Genomic DNA, 20,807 nt, shown 5'->3' on the forward strand with positions numbered 1-20,807 from the left:
TATCGGCTAGAAACCCGAAACGAGCAGCTAGGAACTTTTCAAAATACGCTCGACGATGCGCGTAGTGCTGTAGCCGGCCACTAATGGTACGGTGAGCACCTGCCCGCCGTTTTGTAACACTATTTCGTGGCCCACAATTCCACTGATTGGGTAGTCGTCGCCTTTCACCAAGATGTCGGGCAGCACGGCTTCAATGAGTGCCAGCGGGGTTTGTTCATCGAAGAGCACCACGGCATCCACAAACAAAAGGGAGGCCAGAATACGAGCCCGTGACACTTCGTCCTGCAATGGCCGGCCAGGCTTCAGCCGACTGACAGAAGCGTCAGTATTCAGTCCCAAAACCAGCTTATCGCCGAGGTGGCGGGCTTTTTCGAGGTAATCGACGTGGCCAAGATGCAACAGGTCGAAGCAGCCGTTGGTGAATACAATGCGCTGACCTTGGGCCTTCCAGGCCGCTACCACCGGCAGCAGCTCGGCCCGATTCAGGATTTTATCTTTTGTCCACATGAGCGGTAGGAGCTTCCGCGGGCACCGCGCTCAGAGCGGCGGGTTGCCGCCCGAGTCGACCCGATTTTACCATACTGATAATAAAGCTGATACCGCCCATCAAAACGACGAGCAGCGTTTGGGCGCCGTGTACCACCAGCGCGTACGCGATGCCTCCCCCCATACTAACACCATACACGAGCAAGGTACTCTGCACCAGCAGATGAAACACGCCAATACCGCCTTGTACCGGCGCAGCCATGCCAAAAGCGCCGAACGTAAGCACCGCCAAAGCAGCCCGCATGCTCAGGTCGTACGTTTCAGGAAAAGCAAAGAAGGCCAGATAGTCCATCAGGTAGTAGACCAGCCACGTGAAGAAGGTATGGAATAAAAATGCGCCTTTGTTTTCTAGCTTTACAATGCTGAACACACCCGCCAGCATTCCTTTCACGAAGCCAACCATCTTGTTGAAGACGCTAATCTGGCGCAGACGCTCCAGGTTTCGCCACAGCAAGTAGCTGGCAATTATTAAGACGAGCAGCGCCACCACACCGGCGGCAACCAACGCGTTGCGGTTACGAACCATCGCGTCGGCTTTGCCCTGCAACAAATACGTGTCGGCGAAGCCCCAGAAGGTCTTGAAATCAAGCAGCAAGACGGTTCCCAGCAGGCTTAGCAGAACTATTACATCAATAATTCGCTCCGTGATAACAGTGCCCAATGACACTTGCACGGGCACTTTGCTGGTGCGTTGGAGCAAAGAACAACGTACAACTTCCCCTACTCGGCCAGGTAGCACCATATTGGCTAAATAGCCCACCATCATAGCGTTGTACACGTCCCAGAAAGCTGGTTTGGGGCCATCGGTGGTAGGATCAAGCTGCATCTTCCAACGGTAAGCTCGGCTGAGGTAACCTAGTGCCGACAGCAATAGCGTTAGTACAAGCCAGGAATAGTTGGCGTCCCGTACGGTTTTTGCTATTCCACCGAGGTCTTGCCCACGTACCGCGTACCACATCAGCAGACCAGATATGGATAGTAGCAGCGCGTACTTGAGAATGTTGAGAAGTTGCTTCACGCGTTAGGAGTTGAATAGCTGAACAACTAGACGGGGTGGTGGCCTTTCTCTTAACAAATCGTCCTTAGCCAACCATTTGCCCGACCAGCTGGTCTTTACACCAAGCGGTTATGCTGGTCAGGAAATATCACTGTCGGCTTGTGCGCTCGAGCTTCCGCGAAATCGATGAGGCCGTAGGAAATGATGATAACAATGTCGCCGACTGCTACCCGGCGGGCAGCGGGCCCGTTCAGGCAAATCATACCCGAGCCCCGCTCCCCACGAATGGTATAGGTTTCAAACCGCTCGCCGTTGTTGATATTGACGACGGTAACTTTCTCGTTTTCCACCATATTGGCCGCATCGAGCAGGTCTTCGTCAATGGTAATGCTGCCCACATAGTGCAGCTCTGCCTGCGTGACTTTAACGCGGTGAATCTTTGATTTGAGGACCTCGATATGCATGAAAAGGAGCAAATGAAACAAGGGCCGCAAAGATACGAACAGGGAAGCGGAGAAAAGCCGATAGAAAAATTAGGCTGTTCCGGTGGCGAAATAAAAGGCTTACCCTTACTTCACTTGCACGCCATCAATTACCATGTTATCAATAAGCCGGACCCCATCTAAGTGCGCAGCCAGGCAGAGCACAACCGGCCGGCCAGGCTGCCACTCGGCCAACGGCTGCAAGGTTTGCGCATCAGCCACTTCAAAATACTCCAGCGTAAAAGCAGGTTCTTCCTCAATATAGGCTACGGCTGCTTGTTGCACCTGCGCAGGCTCCACTCTGTTTTCCACTCGCTCGACGGCTTGCCGCAACGCCTGATATAAGCGCGGCGCCACAGTGCGGGCTTCTGGGGATAGTCGCCGGTTGCGCGACGACATAGCCAATCCGTCTGGCTCGCGTACTGTTGGGAAGGATACCAGTTCTAAATCAAACGATAAGTCAGCAATGAGTTGCCGTACGATAGCCACCTGCTGCCAGTCTTTCTGGCCAAAGTAAACTTGGTGCGGCCGGCTCAGATGAAATAATTTGCTCACTACGGTTCCTACACCATTGAAATGGCCAGGCCTATGGGCACCTTCCATCACTTGAGCCAACGCCCCAAAATCGAAACGTAGCACTGCGGGTTGCGGATACATCTCCTCCACTGCTGGCAGAAACAGCGCAGTACAGCCAGCCGGCTCTAACAAAGCGGCATCAGCTTCGGGCAGACGAGGATAAAGGCGAAAATCGTCGGGGTTGTTGAATTGCGTGGGGTTCACGAAGATGCTAACTATCACTACATCACAGGCGGCGGCGGCGGCACGTACCAATTGCAAGTGTCCTTCGTGCAGCGCCCCCATAGTTGGTACTAGGCCCAGGCGCAAGCCAGTGCAACGGCAGTTTTCGGTGTAGGCTTGCAACGCGGCGGCCGTGTGCAGTATCTCCATAAGTGTATAGCCCGTCTGAGTAGGCCTTGAGCGTATTTAGTTGAATTTTCGCCCAAATTTGTTTAATTTTGTGCTCCCCAACGTGTTGCCTTTCCCCAACTACCCTTTTCTGACTGATATGTCCAAGTTGAGAATCCTCTACGCGGCTACGGAGATCGATCCGTTTTTGCAGACCACCAAAGTAGCGGAATTTTTGCGGCGCCTGCCTCAGGGCATGCAGGAAATGGGGATGGAAATCCGCATTTTCGTTCCCCGTTTTGGCATCATCAACGAGCGAAAGAATCGCTTACACGAAGTGGTTCGCCTCTCTGGTATCAACATTGCCGTTGGTGAGGACGAGAAGCCGCTGATCATCAAAGTAGCCTCCATACCCAATGCCAAGCTGCAGGTCTACTTCATTGATAATGAGGACTATTTTCACCGCAAATCGGTACTGGTAGATAAGAACGACAAGTTCCACGCCGATAACGACGAGCGGGCCATCTTCTTCTGCAAAGGCGTACTAGAAACCGTGAAGAAGCTTGGCTGGGCACCAGACATCGTACACTGCAACGATTGGATGACGGGCTTGATCCCAATGTATCTGAAAACGACCTACAAGAAGGATCCGATTTTTAAGGACGCCAAGTCTGTTTTCACGATTTACAACAACGAATTTGACTACAAATTCGAGGGCGATATCATCGAAAAAGCCAAAATGCTAGATATCGATGATGAGATGCTGGCGGGTCTGAAGACGGCTGACTTTGGTGGCTTTATCAAAGTGGGCATGGAATATGCCGACTCCGTAGTGAAGTCGGATGAAGATTTCAGCGACAATCTGAATGCCTTGTTCACGGAGTATTCGCAGAACAAGCAGATTGGGCAAGTAGGTGCCGACGAAAACCTACTGACCTCTTACTATGCGCTTTATAATGAATTGGCCAACTAGCGCCCGCCGACTCGCGTCGGTCTCCTTTCTTTCCGCAACTCTGCTATTTACAGCGTCTAGCTGCGAAGACGCCAGTAACCTCGGCGTAGAATTACCTGGCACTGCCACTTCGTCTACCGACTACCAGGACTTTCCAGTTACAGCTTCCACTATACTGTGGGATTCTGTTGAAACGCAGAAAGCTTCTCGTTTTCTGATAGGCCGCGTGCGCGATAATTTTTTGGGCACCACTACTGCCACTGCATTTCTAAACTTGAAGCTTAGACCAGTAGCCGGTGATACACTCCCGTCGGGAGTGGTGGGTACTACACCCAACCCACAATTAGATTCGCTGGTGCTGGAAATGCCTTTCGGTGATGCAGTCTATGGTTCTGCTAATAGTCCGCTACGCGTCAATGTGTACCAGTTGGCTCAGCCACTCGACGAACGGACCGTTTATAACTCTTCCTCTTCTGTGGCGCTGGGCGACGTGCTGGGCCGTAGCCTAAGCGCACGGCTCGACGGCACTCGGCGCGTACGGACGCGTATCAATGAGACCAGCACCACTGATACGGCTACTGTGGTAGTAACTAGCCGAAATCAAACGGCCCGAATTAAACTGCACGGTAGCGGCTTGGTATCGCCGCTGGCGAACGAGGTGTTCACGCGCCTCAAAACGACTAGCTTCAACCAAGCGAGTTTAGACGCTGTGTGGAAGGGCTTGGCCTTTCAACCAGCGGATGATTTCAGCAGTGCTGTTATCGGTGTGGCTTCCACTGGTAGCACACAAGCGGTTTTCTACTACCATTACACCAACAAGAAAAACACGGGTACTCTAAAAGGTCGTTATAGCATAGGGTTTGGAGCAGGAACTGCGCCTGATGCCCCACGTTACTTCACCCAAATTAGAAATGAATTACCCGTTGGCTCTCCTTTAACCCGTTTGGCAGGCACAACTGGCGCTGCACAGGCGGTAGCTGCGGCGGAAACCGACGGTCAAGTGTACATGCAGGGTGGGAGTGGTTTTGGTACTCGCCTAGAAATTCCTGGTTTGAACGTATTGAAAAACCTTGTTCAGCCACAGGCTGGCAGTAACTCAAGCCCGGCTATCGCCATAAACCGCGCCGAGTTGCTGATACCCGTCAAGCCTTTCACCAATCTGCTGTTTCCGGTGCCTGATTTAGGATATCTGTATGAGGTCAATACCAACAACCAACCTCTGTACCGTTCACTGCTTAACACGCGAGTTGAGCGTATAGTATTAGGGGCTAATGTAGACCAATTAGGAACTGGTCTGACTTCAATCAATAATACGGGTGGCTATTATCAGAATGCGGCTCAAGCTAAGTTTTACCCTTTGAGTGATGCCAACTCATATTACAGCATGGTACTAACAGGGTATGTGCAGTCGTACGTGTACGACAAACTGAGCGGGGCTGCTCCAGCGGCTTATGTTTTGTCGCCCTCGCTTCGGAGCTCGCTTGATCTGAACCTCAACCGGGCCGTGCTGGATGGTACTGGTATCAAGCTACGAGTATATTACTCGCAGTTGCGCTAAATTTGCCCTCTCTTTTTTTGTCTGACGTCGCGGCACGGCCTTTGCCTAGCAGTGGCGTCATTGACATTTTCTCTCACTCCCACTTTCGCTGTTCTCACTATGTGCGGAATTGTTGCTTATATCGGCTATCGGGAAGCCTGCCCGATCATTCTCAAAGGCTTACACCGCCTCGAATATCGTGGCTACGATTCAGCTGGCGTGGCCCTACTCAACGGGGCCCTCAACGTGTACAAGAAGAAGGGCAAAGTAGCCGAGTTAGAAGCCTTTATTGCCGAGAAGGATACGCATGCTCACGTAGGCATGGGCCACACCCGCTGGGCAACGCACGGTGAGCCGAATGACTCCAACGCGCACCCGCATTATTCAACGTCGGAGCGAATTGCCATCATTCATAATGGCATTATTGAAAATTACGCGGCCCTGAAGCAGCACTTGCAGCAGCAAGGTCACACTTTCCAATCCGATACGGACACCGAAGTGTTTGTGAATTTGATTGAGGAGATTCAGCGGCAGAACCATTGCAGCTTGGAAGAGGCTGTACGCTTAGCCTTGCACGAGGTAGTGGGAGCTTACGCTATCGTTGTCATCAGCAAGGACGAGCCTAACCAACTGATTGCTGCCCGTAAAGGCTCACCCTTGGTGATTGGAGTAGGCAAAGACGAATACTTCCTAGCCTCTGATGCAACACCTATCATCGAGTATACAAACGAAGTAGTGTATGTGAATGACTACGAAATTGCTGTTATCCGGGATGGCAAGCTCGACATTCGCAGTAAGGAAGACGTGCAGCAGACGCCCTATATCCAACGGTTGGAGATGGAGCTTGAAAGCATCGAAAAGGGTGGCTATGAGCACTTCATGATGAAGGAGATCTTCGAGCAGCCACGCTCTATTCTGGATTCGATGCGCGGCCGTTTGGAGTTGGAAGCAGGGCACCTCAACATGGGTGGCATTCGGGCCTACGAGCGGAAATTTGTGAATGCGGACCGCATCATCATTGTGGCGTGTGGCACTTCCTGGCATGCCGGTCTGGTGGCAGAATATTTGCTGGAGGATCTGGCCCGCATTCCGGTGGAAGTGGAATACGCCTCCGAGTTTCGCTACCGCAATCCGGTTATAACAGAGCGCGATATTGTTATTGCCATTTCGCAAAGCGGTGAAACGGCTGATACTTTGGCCGCCATTGAATTAGCGAAGAGCAAAGGCGCTACCATCTTTGGGGTTTGTAACGTGGTAGGCAGCAGCATCGCTCGGGCCACCGACGCGGGCGCCTACACGCACGCCGGCCCCGAAATTGGGGTGGCTTCTACCAAAGCCTTTACCGCTCAAGTAACGGTGCTCACGTTGCTAGCCATGATTGTGGGTCAAAAGCGCGGCACTCTCTCCGACACGCGCCTGCGGGAGTTGATGGTAGAGCTCAGCAACATTCCAGCGAAGGTGGAAAAAGCGCTGCAGCTGAACACGGAAATCGAGCAGATAGCCGAGATTTTCAAAGATGTGCCCAACTTCCTGTACTTGGGCCGCGGCTATAATTTCCCTGTGGCGCTAGAAGGCGCTCTAAAACTCAAGGAAATTAGCTACATCCATGCTGAGGGCTATCCGGCGGCTGAGATGAAGCACGGCCCGATTGCACTGATTGACGAGAACATGCCCGTGGTAGTTATTGCTACTAAGGACAGTTCCTACGAAAAGGTCGTGAGCAATATTCAGGAAGTAAAAGCTCGCAAAGGCCGCATCATCGCGGTAGTAACGGAAGGCGACACGGTGATTCCGCAAATGGCGGAGTTTGTCATCGAGGTACCTCAAACGTCGGAGGTGCTCGTGCCGTTGGTTTCGGTGGTGCCACTACAACTGCTTTCTTACCACATTGCGGTACTACGCGGCTGTAATGTAGACCAACCCCGTAACCTAGCTAAATCTGTCACGGTGGAGTAAACTGTTACTGGCTTTGTCCAAATTTCTAAAAACCGTCTGCGGAAACAGACGGTTTTTTTATTGCTAATTGCCATTGTATGCTCAGTTTTTTACCTGGTATTGTTCGGCGCTATGGTCTTGCTTTGATAGCAGCAGCTTGCCTGCTTCCATTTGTAGTACTGTCCTTCCGTAGCCATCCGGCTCTTGATGATTTCGCCTTCGCAGTAGCAATGCAGAAGATGAGTTGGTTTGCATTTCAAAAGTTTGAGTATTTGAGCTGGCAGGGAGCTTACACCACTAACGCTCTGATGACCAGCTTGAGCCCACTGGTAAGTGGGCGACTAGACTACTACTGGCTAAGCCCAATAGGTGTCTTGGCTATCTTGGTGCTAGGTGCTCAGCAATTGAGTTGGGCTTTACTTCCACTGGGTTACCGCGGCTCGGGAATACTCATATTGCTAGTGCTGTTTTTAGTACAGTTTCCCAACCCGGCAGAAGGCTTATACTGGTTGAATGCCGCATGGGCTTACTTGCTTGGCGGTGCTGCTGCTTTGATATGGGGAGCTTTATTGGTACGTATTGCGCGCCAGCCGATGGGATGGCAGGATTTGGCAGTTGTGCTCCTCACGATAATACTCATCGGTACTAACCCGGTAACCGGGGTGTTGCTGACAGGAATACTGCTGGCAATACTAATAGGTAGTCCTACTTCGGCGCGGAGTAAATGGCTAATACTGACTGCTGTGGCACTAGCCTGCTTGGCCTTCTCACTAGCTTCACCGGGCAATGGCCATCGTTTACACTTAGTGCAAACAGGTGGCGCCGCACCACTTACTGCTTTTACTTTACTAGGAGCGTTGCTTCGAGCGAGTGTAGCGACCGTTTATGCGGTGCTAAACTGGCTAGGCAGCGGCTTGCTACTGGTTCCGACCCTGCTACTTACGCCGACCATGGCTCGTTTGGCCATCCAGTCCGACCTGCCTCTGAACCGACTTACGCGTAACCCTTGGTGGCTCACAGTAGTAGCGGCGGGCTTGGTTCTGACGGCTTTTGTCCCGACGTATTGGGCCATTCAGCAACCACCTCCACCGCGTATACGCAACGTCATCTATCTTCTATTTGTGGTAGGTTGGCTGCTGACAATCTATGCTTGGGTGGCTTGGTGGGTACGACGAAATCAATTTTGGCCAACACTACCTGCTTACGTGCGTGCTGCGCTACTTTTATGGCTGCCATTGGCTTTTTTCACTGATCACAATGCCCGCCTGAAACACATTACTATTGGCCAGGGCCATAACGCAGTGGTACAGGCTTACCGCGACTGGCTTAGTGGCGACGCTGCTCGTTACGATAAGGCTCAAAAGGCCCGCTACCAATTGCTCTATAGTAGCCAGCGTAACGTGGACGTGGTGTTGCCTCCACTGCCCGTGCAGCCGCATACTCTTTTCTACTATGATATCTCTTACAATCCTGCCTTATGGGGTAACCAAGCCTACGCGCAATTTTTTGGTAAGCAAACTGTGCGGATTCAGCACCCATTAGAATAGCATTCTGAGTTCAGAAGAAAGTTTGTGCTGCGCTAAGGCGAAGCTTTCCGTGTATTTTTGGCTTCGCACCTTCATTCTCAACCTAATACTAATACCCCCTCATGCCCCACACCATCGTTTACTCCGATCAAGCTCCCGCCCCTATTGGCCCTTACAACCAAGCTATTCAGGCGGGAAACACTCTGTATGTTTCCGGCCAAATTGCTCTTGATGCTAGTACGGGTCAGCTTGTGGGGGAGGGTGATGTGAGCCAGGAAACGCACCAAGTGATGCGCAATGTGCAGGCCGTACTTCAGGCAGCGAGCCTTACTCTGCGTGATGTGGTGAAGTGCAGCATCTTTGTGAAAGACCTCGGCAACTTTAGCATCATCAATGAAATTTACGGCAGCTATTTTGAGGCTGATTATGCCCCAGCCCGCGAAACCGTGGAGGTAAGCCGCCTGCCTAAAGACGTGCAGGTGGAAATTTCCTGCATAGCCATAAAGGGGTAAATCCGTCGTGCTCTTAACGAAGACACAGTATTGCCTCATGTCTGATTCTCCTATGAGCTGATGTAGATGCATATAAGCGCGCAAGTACCAGTGCCTTTTGCCATATTGGCCTACTTATTCCTAACCTTCTGCACATGAAAGAACTCGGACTCGGTTTGCTGCTTATCGGCTTGATATCATTAGTACTGCCTCTGGTGGGCATGAAATTCATGTTTCTAACTTGGATTGACCAATGGGGGCCCACCGTTTCACTGCTCATTCGGGGCGGCATTACCCTGCTGGGTTTGGTGCTCTGGTTTGGGTTCCGAAACCGCGACTGATGCGGCGTCCGTCTTCGCGTAATGCGGCAAAGCTGCTTTATAAACCGACCTTTTTCCCGGCTGAAAATGTGCTGGAACGGGCGCTGCCAAATCATTTAGTCGGGGAGCGGGAGTTTGAGCAGTATTATTTCCTCAACTTCGACCTGACACAGGCTAATTTGTCGGAGCGCCGATTCAATGACTGTCTGTTTGAGAATTGCAACCTAGCCGGCGTTAGCCTCCGCGACACCGCACTGCAAAACGTGGCATTTCAAGGTTGCAAGCTGCTGGGCCTACAATTCCATGCCTGCCGCGACATGCTGTTCGGCGTCCACTTCGACCAATGCCAGCTCGATTACGCCTCGTTCTTGGGTAGAGCCATGCCCAATACTCGCTTCGTGCGCTGCTCTTTACGAGAAGCCGACTTCACGCAGGCCGACCTAACTAGCGCCGTATTTGAAGAGTGCAGCTTGTTGAACGCTGTGTTCAGCCAAACCAAGCTTACCAGCGCCGATTTCAGCACCGCTCATGATATTATGCTGGACCCCGAAGTAAACGAATTGCGTCAGGCTCGATTTGCTTTGCACAGCTTGCCAGGACTACTTACCAAATTCGGCCTCGTGATAAGCTGAACCGCCGAATGTGCCGGCAGGAAATGTAGGTGACAATAAACTCACTCATTTCTTCATTCACTCATTCACTCATTGTATATCGTACCTTTGCGGCGCGTTTTTCTATCCCGAAGACGCGGCGAACCGACTGTATTATGGAAAGAGAAGTCCGGGTGCGTTTTGCGCCCAGCCCCACGGGGCCGCTGCACATTGGCGGCGTGCGCACGGCGCTGTATAATTACCTGCTAGCCCGCAAACTGGGCGGCAAGATGCTGCTGCGCATCGAAGACACCGACCAAAACCGCTTCGTACCGGGCGCCGAAGAGTATATTCGCCAGAGCTTGGAATGGGCCGGTATTGAACTCGACGAGAGCCCTTGGGTAGGCGGCCCCCACGCGCCATACCGCCAGAGCGAGCGGAAGCCGATGTACATGCAGTACGCCCAGCAACTCATCGACAGCGGCCACGCCTACTACGCCTTCGATACCGCCGAAGACCTAGACGCTATGCGCGCCCGCCTCACGGCGGCTAAGGTGCCCAACCCGCAATACAACAGCATTACGCGCACGCAGATGCGCAATTCCCTGACGCTGCCCGCCGAAGAAGTAAAACAGTTGCTGGAAAGCGGCTCGCCCTACGTCATTCGCTTGAAAGTGCCGCGCAAAGAGGAAATCCGCTTCAACGACCTTATTCGCGGCTGGGTAGTGGTGCATTCCTCGGCCGTCGACGATAAGGTGTTAATGAAGTCGGATGGTATGCCGACCTACCATCTGGCCAACATCGTGGATGATCATTTGATGGAAATCACGCATGTGATTCGGGGCGAAGAGTGGCTCCCCTCGGCGCCGCTGCACGTGCTGCTCTACCGCTATTTAGGCTGGGAAGACACCATGCCGCAGTTTGCTCACTTGCCTTTGTTGCTCAAACCCGACGGTACCGGCAAGCTCAGTAAGCGCGATGGCGACCGGCTCGGCTTCCCAGTATTCCCGCTGGAATGGCACGGCCAGGATGCTGAAACCGGCGAGCCGACCGTGAGCAGCGGTTACCGCGAAAGCGGCTATTTGCCCGAGGCTTTCATCAATTTCCTGGCCTTCCTGGGGTGGAACCCTGGCTCCACTCAGGAGCTATTCACGATGGACGAGTTGGTAGAAGCCTTCTCCATCGAGCGCGTGAGTAAGTCGCCGGCCCGCTTCGATCAGAACAAGGTGCGTTGGTACAATGAGCAATACTTGCGCGCTAAGCCCGACACTGAGCTAGGACAATATCTGCTAACCGCCCTGCAAGAGCAAGGTATAACAGTGCCAGCTGATAAGGCCGCTCAGATTGCGGCCTTGGTGAAAGAGCGCGCTACTTTCCCTACTGACTTGGCCAAAGAAGCCCAGCTGTTCTTCCATCGGCCTGCTAGTTACGACGAGCAAGTCATCAGCAAGAAGTGGAACGCCCAAGTGGCTGGGGCACTAGCCGAATTTGCTAAGCAGCTTAATTCTGCCGCGGACACTACCCCCGACGGTATCAAAGCGCTGCTCACGCAAGTGGTGGAGGGCCAAGGGTTAAAGCTAGGACAAGTATTGCAAGCTCTGCGCGTAGCCGTAACCGGCACCGCCACTGGCCCAGACCTGATGGCCCTTATGAGCATTTTGGGTGCTCAGGAGACGGCAGAGCGGCTTGAAGCCGCGGTGACAGCCCTAGCTCAACCGGCCGCGTAAGCAGACAAAGAGAAATTTAAGTATCCGACGGCGGGGCCGCTTCGTAGTGTGATGCTAGGAAGCAGCCCCGCTGTGTTGGTGCGGCGCGATTCCATCACTCTACGCTTCACCGCTTTCCGTTATGGCCAAGAAACCTGTCAATTCGAAGAAGAAAAAGAACGATCCCGAGAAGAAGGCCCGCGTGCACAAGGAATTGGAAGGGTTTGAAATCAAGGTGAATCCGCTGGGCGAAATCACCTCCAACTATTCTATTGAGGACATCAACCAGTTTCTCAACCGCCACGTGCGCGACAAAAAACTCGTGAACCGCGACGGTCAGTTTGGGGAGAAACCCGAGGAAGACGAGGAATTCCCGCTGGAAGACGCTGCCATTGAGCCGGAGGAGTCGGAAGAGGATTTCATGCGCCGCACTAGCCGCGAAACCCGCAAGAAGGGCGCCAAAGCCGATCCGGATGCCGCCGCGGAAGCTGCAGATACGCGTGCTGAATTGCCAGAAGAATAGAAGTCTAGATAACAGCTCACTGCTGTAAGGCGCAGCTGGACAGAATTCTTCTTGTCGCGCAAAACCATTCAAATACCAAGCCCTTAACGTCTATCAATCGTTAAGGGCTTGTTTGTTACGGAAGGCGAATTCTTGAGAGTAGGTATGTTGTCTTAGCAGGGTCAATCTGCTTCATAATGACAGACGTTTTACTATACTTGAAGCGTCATTTCACTTTACTTCCCTCTTTCCATGGCAATGAACTCGCACGACGTAGACTACAAGATTCTGGGCAACGACATCCAGGTTTTGGAAGTGGAACTAGACCCTAATGAAACTGTGATTGCCGAAGCTGGCGCCATGGTTTACATGGAGGAGGGCATTGCCTTCGAAACAAAGATGGGAGACGGCTCAGAGCCGAATCAGAGCCTTATGGGCAAGCTTTTTTCAGCGGGCACGCGGCTTATTACCGGCGAGTCGTTGTTTATGACGCACTTCACGCACCGGGGCGGCTACGGCAAGAGCAAAGTGGCTTTTTCGGCGCCGTACCCAGGCACCATTATCCCCGTAGATTTGAGCACGATCCCACAAGGATTAATCGTGCAGAAAGATGGCTTTCTGGCCGCCGCGCGAGGCACTAAAATTAGCATTCACTTCAACCAAAAGCTCGGCGCGGGCTTTTTTGGGGGCGAAGGCTTTATCCTGCAAAAGCTTACTGGTGACGGCAAAGCTTTTATTCATGCCGGTGGCACCATCATTGAAAAGCGCCTGAACAATGAGTTGCTACGCGTAGACACGGGCTGCGTAGTGGCATTCGAACCAAGCATCGATTTCAGCATAGCTAGAGCCGGCGGCCTTAAATCGATGATTTTTGGGGGCGAAGGGCTGCTGTTGGCTACGTTGCGCGGTACTGGCCGCGTGTGGCTGCAATCCATGCCCGTCAAGAAACTAATTCAGGCGCTGGCACCAAATGGCGGCAACGCGCAGAAAGAAAGCGGCGGCGTGCTTGGCGGCATGCTAAACGGTATTCTGGACGAATAGCCGCGGCTATAATCACAAAAGCAAGTTACCGGCTGACAAACGAGTCGGCTGGTACTGCCTTGCTTGGCTCGCTGGCTGAATCGGCCGGCGATGAATCGCCGCTCAGCTGCGTGGCAATGATGCCGAGGCTCACGAGCAGGCCTAACACAAGCAAGCCGAGCAAGCCAAAAATTGAACGGTCCCCTAAAAGTGGATTGCCTTCTGAGGAGCGGCGTTTCCGGCGGGACACATAAGGGCGAGACGAAGAGGATGCAATAGCGGGCACAGGCGGGAGCAGTGAGCGTTAATGAATCCTCTAATATAGTTTTTTATTTAAATGAGCATGAATTACTCGCTAATTTTTTTATAAACTTTCTCATTACGGATGAGTTCATTTCCGGATCAAGGAGTGTTCATGATGTCCTCGAGAAGGTCGCGGGAGTTACTCAGGCGCGGTACTTTATGTTGTCCGCCCAACTTACCGCGGCGCGCTAGCCAACGTTCAAACTGGCCAGGGGGCGCCACCGTAAGCGTTGGGGGCGCCAATGCTAGGTCGCGGTGGCGTTTGGCATCGTAGTCGGAGTTGAGTTGGCGCAGAGTTTGATCGAGGACTGCCGCGAACTGCGTAGCATCGTGGGGCGGATTGGTGAACTCGATCAACCACTGGTGCCCGCCACGGGAGCCGTCGGTGGCACCGGCAAAATAAATGGGCGCGGCCGTGAAATCGCGTACGGTGGTGGCGGTAGCGCGGCAGGCGGCAGCTACGGCAGCTTCGGCATTTTCTACCACCACTTCTTCGCCGAAAGCATTTAGAAAGTGCTTGGTACGGCCCGTGATACGAATCCGATAAGGCGCCAAGCTCGTGAAGCGCACGGTATCGCCGATTTTGTAGCGCCACAGGCCCGCGTTGGTACTGATAATGAGAGCGTAGCTTTTGCCTAGCTCCACGGCGTCCAGCGGTACCGCGCGCGGCTCGGTTGCGTCCCACTGGTCGGCGGGCAGAAATTCGTAGTAAATACCGTGGTTGAGCAGCAGTAACAAGTCTTCGGAATCGGGCTCGTCTTGCAGGGCTAAGTAGCCTTCCGAAGCGTTGTACACTTCCAAGTAGTGCATCTGCTCTGAGGGAATCAACTGTCGGAACAGCTCCCGGTAGGGCCCAAATGCTACGGCTCCGTGCAGAAACAGTTGGAGTTTGGGCCACACTTCTGTGATATTAGCAGCCCCCGCCAGCTCCGTTACGCGGCGTAATAGCACAATCATCCAAGTAGGCACACCAGCCAATACCCGCACATCTTCGTGCTGCACGTGGCGGGCTATGCGCTCTATTTTTTCCTCCCATTCATCCAGTAAAGCTAGCTCCAGCGGCGGCGTACGGATATGCTCGGCCCAGGCAGGCAGGTTTTGCATAATTACGGCGGATACGTCGCCAGCACGGGAATCCGTATCGGTGGGCCGCAGTGGATTAGGACCGTGCGTACCGCCGAGAGAGAGTGTTTTGCCGCCTAGTACCCGGGCCTCGGGGTAGTGCAGAGTGGTGAGGGCTACCATGTCGCGGCCGGCGCGGTAATGGCACTCGTGCAAGGCATCCTGCGTGACGGGAATGTATTTGCTGCGAGCGTTCGTAGTGCCACTGCTCTTGGCAAACCACTGCACTTTGCCCGGCCACAGCACGTCTGGCTCGCCGCGCATCACTCGCTCTATGGCTGGATATAGCTCTTCATATGCACTAATAGGCATTCGCTCCCCGAACTCACGGCCAGTTAGTATTTCCGCAAAACCATAGCGACGGCCCCATTCTGTGTGACGCGCTGTGTGCAGCAGTTCACGCAACACGGCTTGTTGCGCCTCGTGCGGATGGTCGCGGAAATGCCAGATGTTAGCCAAACGCCGCTGCACGGCCCACGTCAGAATGCCGTTAATCACGGAATGGAGGAGAAGTTGAACATCAAGGAAAGGCCGAGAGCCTTCTGTACCGTTATCGTGGGCAGAAAGTTATGCCGCTGCCTAAAACGATGCACAACCTCTCTACCGACGGGAATACAGTAAAAGCAGCAACCGTGTTTTCTCGCTGACTGACTATAAAGTCATGACGAAGAAACTACAGCTTCCGCTTCAGCTCGAAGTTTTTGCCTAGATATACCCGACGCACAGTCTCGTCGGCGGCCAGGTCTTCAGCGGTGCCGGCTTTCAGAAGCTTGCCTTCGAAGAGCAGGTAGGCACGATCCACAATGCTGAGGGTTGAATGCACGTCGTGGTCGGTGATGAGGATGCCAATGTTTTTGTGCTTGAGCTTGGCCACAATGCCCTGAATTTCCTCGGTGGCAATGGGGTCGACGCCGGCGAAAGGCTCATCGAGCAGCACGAATTTGGGGTCCACGGCCAAAGCCCGGGCTATTTCGGTGCGCCGCCGCTCGCCACCACTAAGCACCCGGCCCAGGTTTTTACGCACGTGCGTCAGGCTGAACTCGTTGAGCAGCTCTTCTACTTTATCGAGCTGGGCTTGCTTGGGCAGCTTGGTCATTTCGAGCACGGAAAGAATGTTTTCCTCTACGCTCAGGTCCCGAAACACACTGGCTTCCTGCGCCAGGTAGCCCACCCCGAGGCGGGCGCGCTGGTAAATGGGCAGCTTCGTGATTTCTATGTCATCGAGAAATACCCGTCCCGAATCAGGCTTCACCATGCCCACGGTCATGTAGAAAGAAGTGGTTTTACCGGCGCCGTTCGGCCCCAATAGTCCCACGATTTCGCCCTGCTCCACGTGCAACGACATGTCGTTGACGACAGTGCGGGCTTTGTATTTCTTAACCAGGTGTTCGGCTCTAAGAATCATCGTGGGGCAAAGGTAACGAACCGGCGCGGGGTTGCGGAGCTAGTCCATAACGCGGAAGCTATGCTTTGGATGCTACGAGCCGGACAAGTTTCTCGCCAGGCAGCACGCGATACTTGCTGTGCGTTGTGACTGACGGAGGAGAATTGACTGATATTGTAGCCTGCTCCTGTTTCTATGCTCCGTCTCCGCCGTTTCAGCCGCTACGTCCTAGCAATTCTTTTCACGGGTGCTGGCTTGGCGCACTTCCTGATACCGGTGGGGTTCGTGCGCATCGTGCCGCCGTATCTACCGGCTCCACTGGCGCTGGTGTATCTGAGCGGAGCAGCCGAGTTAGCGGGCGGCTTGGGGCTGCTATTTTCCACCACGCGCCGGCCAGCCAGATTAGGGTTGATGCTCCTGTTACTCGCCGTGTTTCCGGCCAACATCTACATGCTGCAAGCTCACGGCGCGAGCCTTGCTGTACCTGAATGGGCACTGTGGCTGCGCTTGCCTCTGCAAGCAGTACTAGTAGCCTGGGTATGGTGGAGTGTGCGAGAAAAATAGCCCGGAACCAGCGGCGCTACTCCCAGCGAATATCGCGGACGCGCAATTGCAGGGTTCTTACGCCCCGATATTCATTGATTTCCACGGTGTAGCACACGCTGAAGGGCTTACCCTGCTGGATGCGGGGCAGATGCTCGCCCAAGCCGAATCCAATGGCATCAACCACATGATGGCCGTCTTGGGTAAGAGCTAGTTTGAGGTGCGAAGCTCCCACCACACGGGCCGAATCGGGGGCCGCGTATACGTTGCGCGCCATGAAAGTGGGATTGCTGTTGCCAGGACCAAAGGGCTCCATTTGGCGCAGCAGATTGTGGAAGCTGTTCGTTACCTCACTCAGCGGCAGTTCCGCGTCGATTTCCACGGGGGGAATCATTTGCTCGGGAAGAATGCGGCCGGCTACTACTTGCTCGAACTTCTGGCGGAAGGCCGGAATGTTCTCTACCGGCAGCGTGAGGCCAGCCGCGTACATGTGGCCGCCAAACTGGTCGAGCAAGTCGGCGCACTCTTCAATAGCCTGGTGCACATCGAAGCCGGCGACGGAGCGGGCCGAGCCGGTGGCTTTGCCGTTGCTTTGGGTAAGAATGATGGTGGGCCGGTAGTATTTGTCGAGGCAGCGGGAGGCCACGATGCCTACCACGCCTTTGTGCCAATCTTCCTTGTAGAGCACCGTGGTGTGGGCGTCCTGAAAGAAGGTGTCGGCCTCAATCATGTCCAGCGCCTCCTTCGTGATGCTGGTATCGAAGCCACGCCGCTCCTGGTTGGTTTTGTCCACCACAGCAGCTTTGTCGAAAGCTTCTTGCTTGCTGTCGGCTAGCAGCATAGCCACGGAGCGCTTGGCATCGCCCATGCGGCCAGCCGCGTTGATGCGCGGCGCAAAACCGAATACGAGGCTGCTGATGTTCAACTCGCTCTTTTGCAAACCGGCCAGTTCCCGCAAGGCCTCCAGCCCAGCCCGCTGAGGCCGTAGAGGGTCATTGAGCAGCCGAAGGCCGTGGTAGGCCAGCGTGCGGTTTTCGCCCATAATGGGCACGATGTCGGCAGCAATGCTCACGGCAACCAAGTCGAGCAGGTCGTAGAGTGGTGCTTCGTCGAAACCTTGGTCTTCGGCAAACGCCTGCATCAGCTTGAAGCCAACGCCGCAACCGGACAGTTCCTTGAACGGATAGGGACAGTCGGCGCGCTTAGGGTCGAGCACAGCTGCCGCCGCGGGCAACTCGGTGCCGGGCAAGTGGTGGTCACAGATGATGAAGTCGATGCCTCGCGCATTAGCATAGGCTATCTTATCGACAGCCTTCACGCCGCAGTCTAGCGCGATAATGAGGCTAAAATCGTGGTCAACGGCAAAATCAATTCCTGCTTCTGATACTCCGTAGCCTTCTTTGTAACGATCCGGTATGTAGTAGTCTATACGGTCTTCGCCGAAATAGCGACGCAGGAAACTGTAGACGACGGCCACGGAGGTAGTGCCATCCACATCATAATCGCCGAACACTAGCACTTTCTGGCCGGCATGCAGCGCCTCACGTAGGCGAGCCACGGCGCGGTCCATGTCGCGCATCAGAAGCGGGTTGGGCAAGCCGGTTAGGTTGGGGCGGAAATAGGCACGAGCTTCTTCGAAAGTGCAGACCTCCCGCTGGCAAAGCAGCGCCACAATGGCCTCCTTGACGCGCAAAGCGTCGGCCAAGTGCCGGACTTTTTCAGCGTCGGGGGCCGGCTTCCGAATCCATCGTTTTTCCATAAGAATAAGGCGGCCTACGCCAGCGGTATCTTCAAAAGTACGAAGAAAACCGCGCCTTGCCAGCCTGCCCGCGTACCTTTACCCATTGTTCAACCTCCGTGAGTTCCTCTGCAATTATGGCCAATACATCCTCTCTAATGGGTTGATGTACTGATTTCGAACGATTGTCATGCCGAGCGGAGCGGGAAATCTGGGTTAGCCTCCACTATAGTATCTCAGATTCCTCGCTCCACTCGGAATGACAGTCTTATAGGGTGTCGCCGCGTAGTTTGCGGAACCGTTTGCGAGCTTCGGCTACATAGATGCTGCCCGGATATTTCACCAGCAGCTGATTGTAGAGCGTCTTGGCCTGGTCCTTATCCTGGAGGTTTTCTTCTTGAATACTAGCTAGCAGGAACAGAGCATCGTCGCTGAGCACGTCGTACTTGGGGTTGGCGGTTATCTTTTCCAGTGTGCCCACGGCAGATTTGTAGTCGCCGGTGCGGCGCTGAAGCTGGGCTTTCAGGAACCAGGTATCATCCTGTAAGGAATGACCGGGATATTTTTGCAACAGTGCGTCGAGGCCACGCATGGCTTCGGGCAGCTTATTTTGGAACACCAATTGTTCCACTTTAGCATAGTCGCGCAGGGCTACTCCGGCCGTGTCCATGGCCGTGTTGTCGGTGATGAGCAACGAGAGTTGCATGGCGTCGTTGGCAATTTCGCGGCTGGTAGCTTCCTTCAGAATGTCGAGGTGGCTTTTGGCCAACTTGAAGTCGCCGGCGAAGTAACTCAGACGGGCGTTGCGCAGCTTGGCATCGTAGCCCAGCGGCGAGTCTTTGTGGGACTTCTCCACCTGCGAATACAGCAAGGTGGCTTCCCAGGGCTCGGCGCGTAGCAGATAGATGTCGGCCAGGTCAATCTTGGCTTGGTCTACCACGTCGAGGCTGGCGCGGGGCATGTCAATTACTTCCTGCAACAGCTTGATGGCTGCCGGCTTCTCGTCGAGTTGAAACGCGTGCAGCACGGCCATGCTACGCAGCACGGCGGCCGTTTGGGGAGTGCGGCCCAGCTCCGTCAGCACTTGCTGGTACTCCCCTATCAGAGTCCGAATCTTGGCGGGGTCGATGGGGTAAGTTTCGCGCACCTGGGCTTCGCGGGTTTGCACGAGGCGCTGACGCGCACTAGCGTAATATGGGCCGCCTTTGTACTCACGCAGCACGTATTCGTAGCCTCCGATGGCACTTTCGTAGTCCTTGTTTTGCTGAGCAATGGCGGCAATATCCATCACGCGGCTACCTTCGGTGCGGCCGCGCCGGTCGAGGGCTTTGGCTTGCACCAGCGCCCCGGTAAAGTCCCGGCGCTGTACCTGTAGCCAGAGCAGCAGCTCGCTGAACACGGTCCGCTCGGGATATTTCTGCACGTTGGTGAGCAGCTGACGCTCCAGGGCCTCGAAGCTCTTATCGTCCTGCAAACTGTTCTGAAGCATGTTGCGCACGAAGGGCAGCTGCCGCTCATCGTCGCCTACCAGCCGCAAGGTTTCAACCATCAGCTTCTCCGAGTTGCCATTCTGCGTATAGAGCTGCACGAGCTGCGGGCCAAATTCGGTGTCGTTTTTGGCTAGCTCACGGCCACGCAGGTAGGTTTTCTCGGCCCACTCCGGCAAGTTGCGGCGGCTGAATTCGCTGCCTATCGTGACTGCCTGCACTGTAGTAAGCTGATTAATAACCTTTTCGTACTGCTTGGTGGCCGCTGCTTCATCGCCGGCTGCGGCATACACGGCACCCAACGTCACGCCGTAGGCAGGCTCTTCGGGGTGTTGGCGAAGCGCTTTTTTCACCAGCTTCTCGGCGTCTTTGTAGCGCTTCAGACTTTGCAACGACTGCAAATAATCGGGCAGCACAGAAGCCGACGTTTGCGCTTCAGTGGGCAGCTTGGCAAACAAGAAAACTGCCTTTTCGTGCTCGCCTTTGCGCGTGTACTCTTTGGCTAGTGAAATATTCCCTCCTTCTGGTGCCTGCTGGGCCTGCGCAGGCGTCGTGGCTAAAAGCAGAAAGGAGAACAGTACAGGACGGAAATGACGCATACAATGGAGCATATTCGGTGCAAACGGCTCAGCAGCCAGATTCATTTCAAGATAGACAGGAAAATACGGACAAAGACGCTAATTGATGATATAGGACAGAGGGATGTGAGAAGTGAGACAG

At 54.2% G+C, this 20,807-nt stretch carries 20 protein-coding genes; 11 read left to right on the forward strand and 9 right to left on the reverse strand.

Annotated features, from left to right (window positions below):
* Positions 1 to 27: 27 nt before the first annotated feature.
* The 4 genes from rfaE2 to panC form a co-directional block, all read right to left on the reverse strand.
* Positions 28 to 507 (reverse strand): D-glycero-beta-D-manno-heptose 1-phosphate adenylyltransferase, encoded by a 480-nt coding sequence (rfaE2, locus tag ACYSMN_RS06790; RefSeq protein WP_488923096.1) that lies wholly within the window; start codon positions 505 to 507, stop codon positions 28 to 30.
* Positions 491 to 1,564, reverse strand: coding sequence for a lysylphosphatidylglycerol synthase transmembrane domain-containing protein (locus ACYSMN_RS06795; protein WP_488923097.1), 1,074 nt, complete (start codon positions 1,562 to 1,564; stop codon positions 491 to 493). Before ACYSMN_RS06795 ends, rfaE2 begins: the two co-directional genes overlap by 17 nt.
* Before the next feature lie 95 nt (positions 1,565 to 1,659).
* Positions 1,660 to 2,007, reverse strand: coding sequence for an aspartate 1-decarboxylase (panD, locus tag ACYSMN_RS06800; RefSeq protein ID WP_488923098.1), 348 nt, complete (start codon positions 2,005 to 2,007; stop codon positions 1,660 to 1,662).
* Between the two features lie 105 nt (positions 2,008 to 2,112).
* The gene (gene panC / locus ACYSMN_RS06805) at positions 2,113 to 2,973 is read right to left on the reverse strand and encodes a pantoate--beta-alanine ligase (RefSeq protein WP_488923099.1); all 861 of its coding nucleotides are present in this window, start codon (positions 2,971 to 2,973) and stop codon (positions 2,113 to 2,115) included.
* A 118-nt stretch (positions 2,974 to 3,091) separates the two neighbouring features.
* Between panC and ACYSMN_RS06810 the strand changes: the two genes are divergently transcribed.
* The 10 genes from ACYSMN_RS06810 (at position 3,092) to ACYSMN_RS06855 (ending at position 13,531) form a co-directional block, all read left to right on the forward strand.
* Positions 3,092 to 3,904, forward strand: a complete 813-nt coding sequence (locus tag ACYSMN_RS06810; protein WP_488923100.1) for a glycogen/starch synthase — start codon at positions 3,092 to 3,094, stop codon at positions 3,902 to 3,904.
* Positions 3,888 to 5,441 (forward strand): DUF4270 family protein, encoded by a 1,554-nt coding sequence (locus ACYSMN_RS06815; RefSeq protein WP_488923101.1) that lies wholly within the window; start codon positions 3,888 to 3,890, stop codon positions 5,439 to 5,441. Before ACYSMN_RS06810 ends, ACYSMN_RS06815 begins: the two co-directional genes overlap by 17 nt.
* Before the next feature lie 99 nt (positions 5,442 to 5,540).
* Positions 5,541 to 7,376, forward strand: a complete 1,836-nt coding sequence (gene glmS, locus ACYSMN_RS06820; protein ID WP_488923102.1) for a glutamine--fructose-6-phosphate transaminase (isomerizing) — start codon at positions 5,541 to 5,543, stop codon at positions 7,374 to 7,376.
* A gap of 77 nt (positions 7,377 to 7,453) precedes the next feature.
* Complete coding sequence (locus ACYSMN_RS06825) at positions 7,454 to 8,902, forward strand: hypothetical protein (RefSeq protein ID WP_488923103.1); 1,449 nt, start codon at positions 7,454 to 7,456, stop codon at positions 8,900 to 8,902.
* Positions 8,903 to 9,003: 101 nt separating this feature from the next.
* Positions 9,004 to 9,393 (forward strand): RidA family protein, encoded by a 390-nt coding sequence (locus tag ACYSMN_RS06830; protein ID WP_488923104.1) that lies wholly within the window; start codon positions 9,004 to 9,006, stop codon positions 9,391 to 9,393.
* 134 nt (positions 9,394 to 9,527) lie between these two features.
* A complete protein-coding gene (locus ACYSMN_RS06835; RefSeq protein WP_488923105.1) occupies positions 9,528 to 9,713 on the forward strand; it encodes a hypothetical protein in 186 nt (61 codons plus the stop codon).
* Complete coding sequence (locus ACYSMN_RS06840; RefSeq protein ID WP_488923106.1) at positions 9,713 to 10,324, forward strand: pentapeptide repeat-containing protein; 612 nt, start codon at positions 9,713 to 9,715, stop codon at positions 10,322 to 10,324. The genes ACYSMN_RS06835 and ACYSMN_RS06840 overlap by 1 nt, the downstream gene beginning before the upstream one ends.
* A gap of 134 nt (positions 10,325 to 10,458) precedes the next feature.
* Entirely contained in the window at positions 10,459 to 12,009 is a 1,551-nt protein-coding gene (gene gltX / locus ACYSMN_RS06845; protein ID WP_488923107.1) for a glutamate--tRNA ligase, read from the forward strand.
* A gap of 121 nt (positions 12,010 to 12,130) precedes the next feature.
* The gene (locus ACYSMN_RS06850) at positions 12,131 to 12,511 is read left to right on the forward strand and encodes a hypothetical protein (protein ID WP_488923108.1); all 381 of its coding nucleotides are present in this window, start codon (positions 12,131 to 12,133) and stop codon (positions 12,509 to 12,511) included.
* Between the two features lie 237 nt (positions 12,512 to 12,748).
* Positions 12,749 to 13,531 (forward strand): TIGR00266 family protein, encoded by a 783-nt coding sequence (locus ACYSMN_RS06855; RefSeq protein ID WP_488923190.1) that lies wholly within the window; start codon positions 12,749 to 12,751, stop codon positions 13,529 to 13,531.
* Between the two features lie 25 nt (positions 13,532 to 13,556).
* On the opposite strand, the gene ACYSMN_RS06860 is transcribed toward ACYSMN_RS06855, so the two are convergent.
* The 3 genes from ACYSMN_RS06860 to lptB form a co-directional block, all read right to left on the reverse strand.
* On the reverse strand, positions 13,557 to 13,694 hold the full coding sequence (locus tag ACYSMN_RS06860; RefSeq protein ID WP_488923109.1) for a hypothetical protein: 138 nt from the start codon (positions 13,692 to 13,694) through the stop codon (positions 13,557 to 13,559).
* Positions 13,695 to 13,912: 218 nt separating this feature from the next.
* Positions 13,913 to 15,433: a GH3 auxin-responsive promoter family protein gene (locus tag ACYSMN_RS06865; protein WP_488923110.1), complete on the reverse strand. Its 1,521-nt coding sequence runs from the start codon at positions 15,431 to 15,433 to the stop codon at positions 13,913 to 13,915.
* A gap of 175 nt (positions 15,434 to 15,608) precedes the next feature.
* Complete coding sequence (gene lptB, locus ACYSMN_RS06870) at positions 15,609 to 16,340, reverse strand: LPS export ABC transporter ATP-binding protein (protein WP_488923111.1); 732 nt, start codon at positions 16,338 to 16,340, stop codon at positions 15,609 to 15,611.
* Positions 16,341 to 16,514: 174 nt separating this feature from the next.
* Between lptB and ACYSMN_RS06875 the strand changes: the two genes are divergently transcribed.
* A complete protein-coding gene (locus tag ACYSMN_RS06875; RefSeq protein WP_488923112.1) occupies positions 16,515 to 16,883 on the forward strand; it encodes a DoxX family protein in 369 nt (122 codons plus the stop codon).
* A 16-nt stretch (positions 16,884 to 16,899) separates the two neighbouring features.
* Here ACYSMN_RS06875 and recJ read toward each other — a convergent pair whose 3' ends face one another.
* Complete coding sequence (gene recJ, locus ACYSMN_RS06880) at positions 16,900 to 18,621, reverse strand: single-stranded-DNA-specific exonuclease RecJ (RefSeq protein ID WP_488923113.1); 1,722 nt, start codon at positions 18,619 to 18,621, stop codon at positions 16,900 to 16,902.
* A 247-nt stretch (positions 18,622 to 18,868) separates the two neighbouring features.
* Positions 18,869 to 20,686, reverse strand: coding sequence for a tetratricopeptide repeat protein (locus ACYSMN_RS06885; RefSeq protein WP_488923114.1), 1,818 nt, complete (start codon positions 20,684 to 20,686; stop codon positions 18,869 to 18,871).
* Positions 20,687 to 20,807 lie beyond the last annotated feature (121 nt).

It is taken from the genome of Hymenobacter sp. M1-2 (assembly GCF_057808495.1).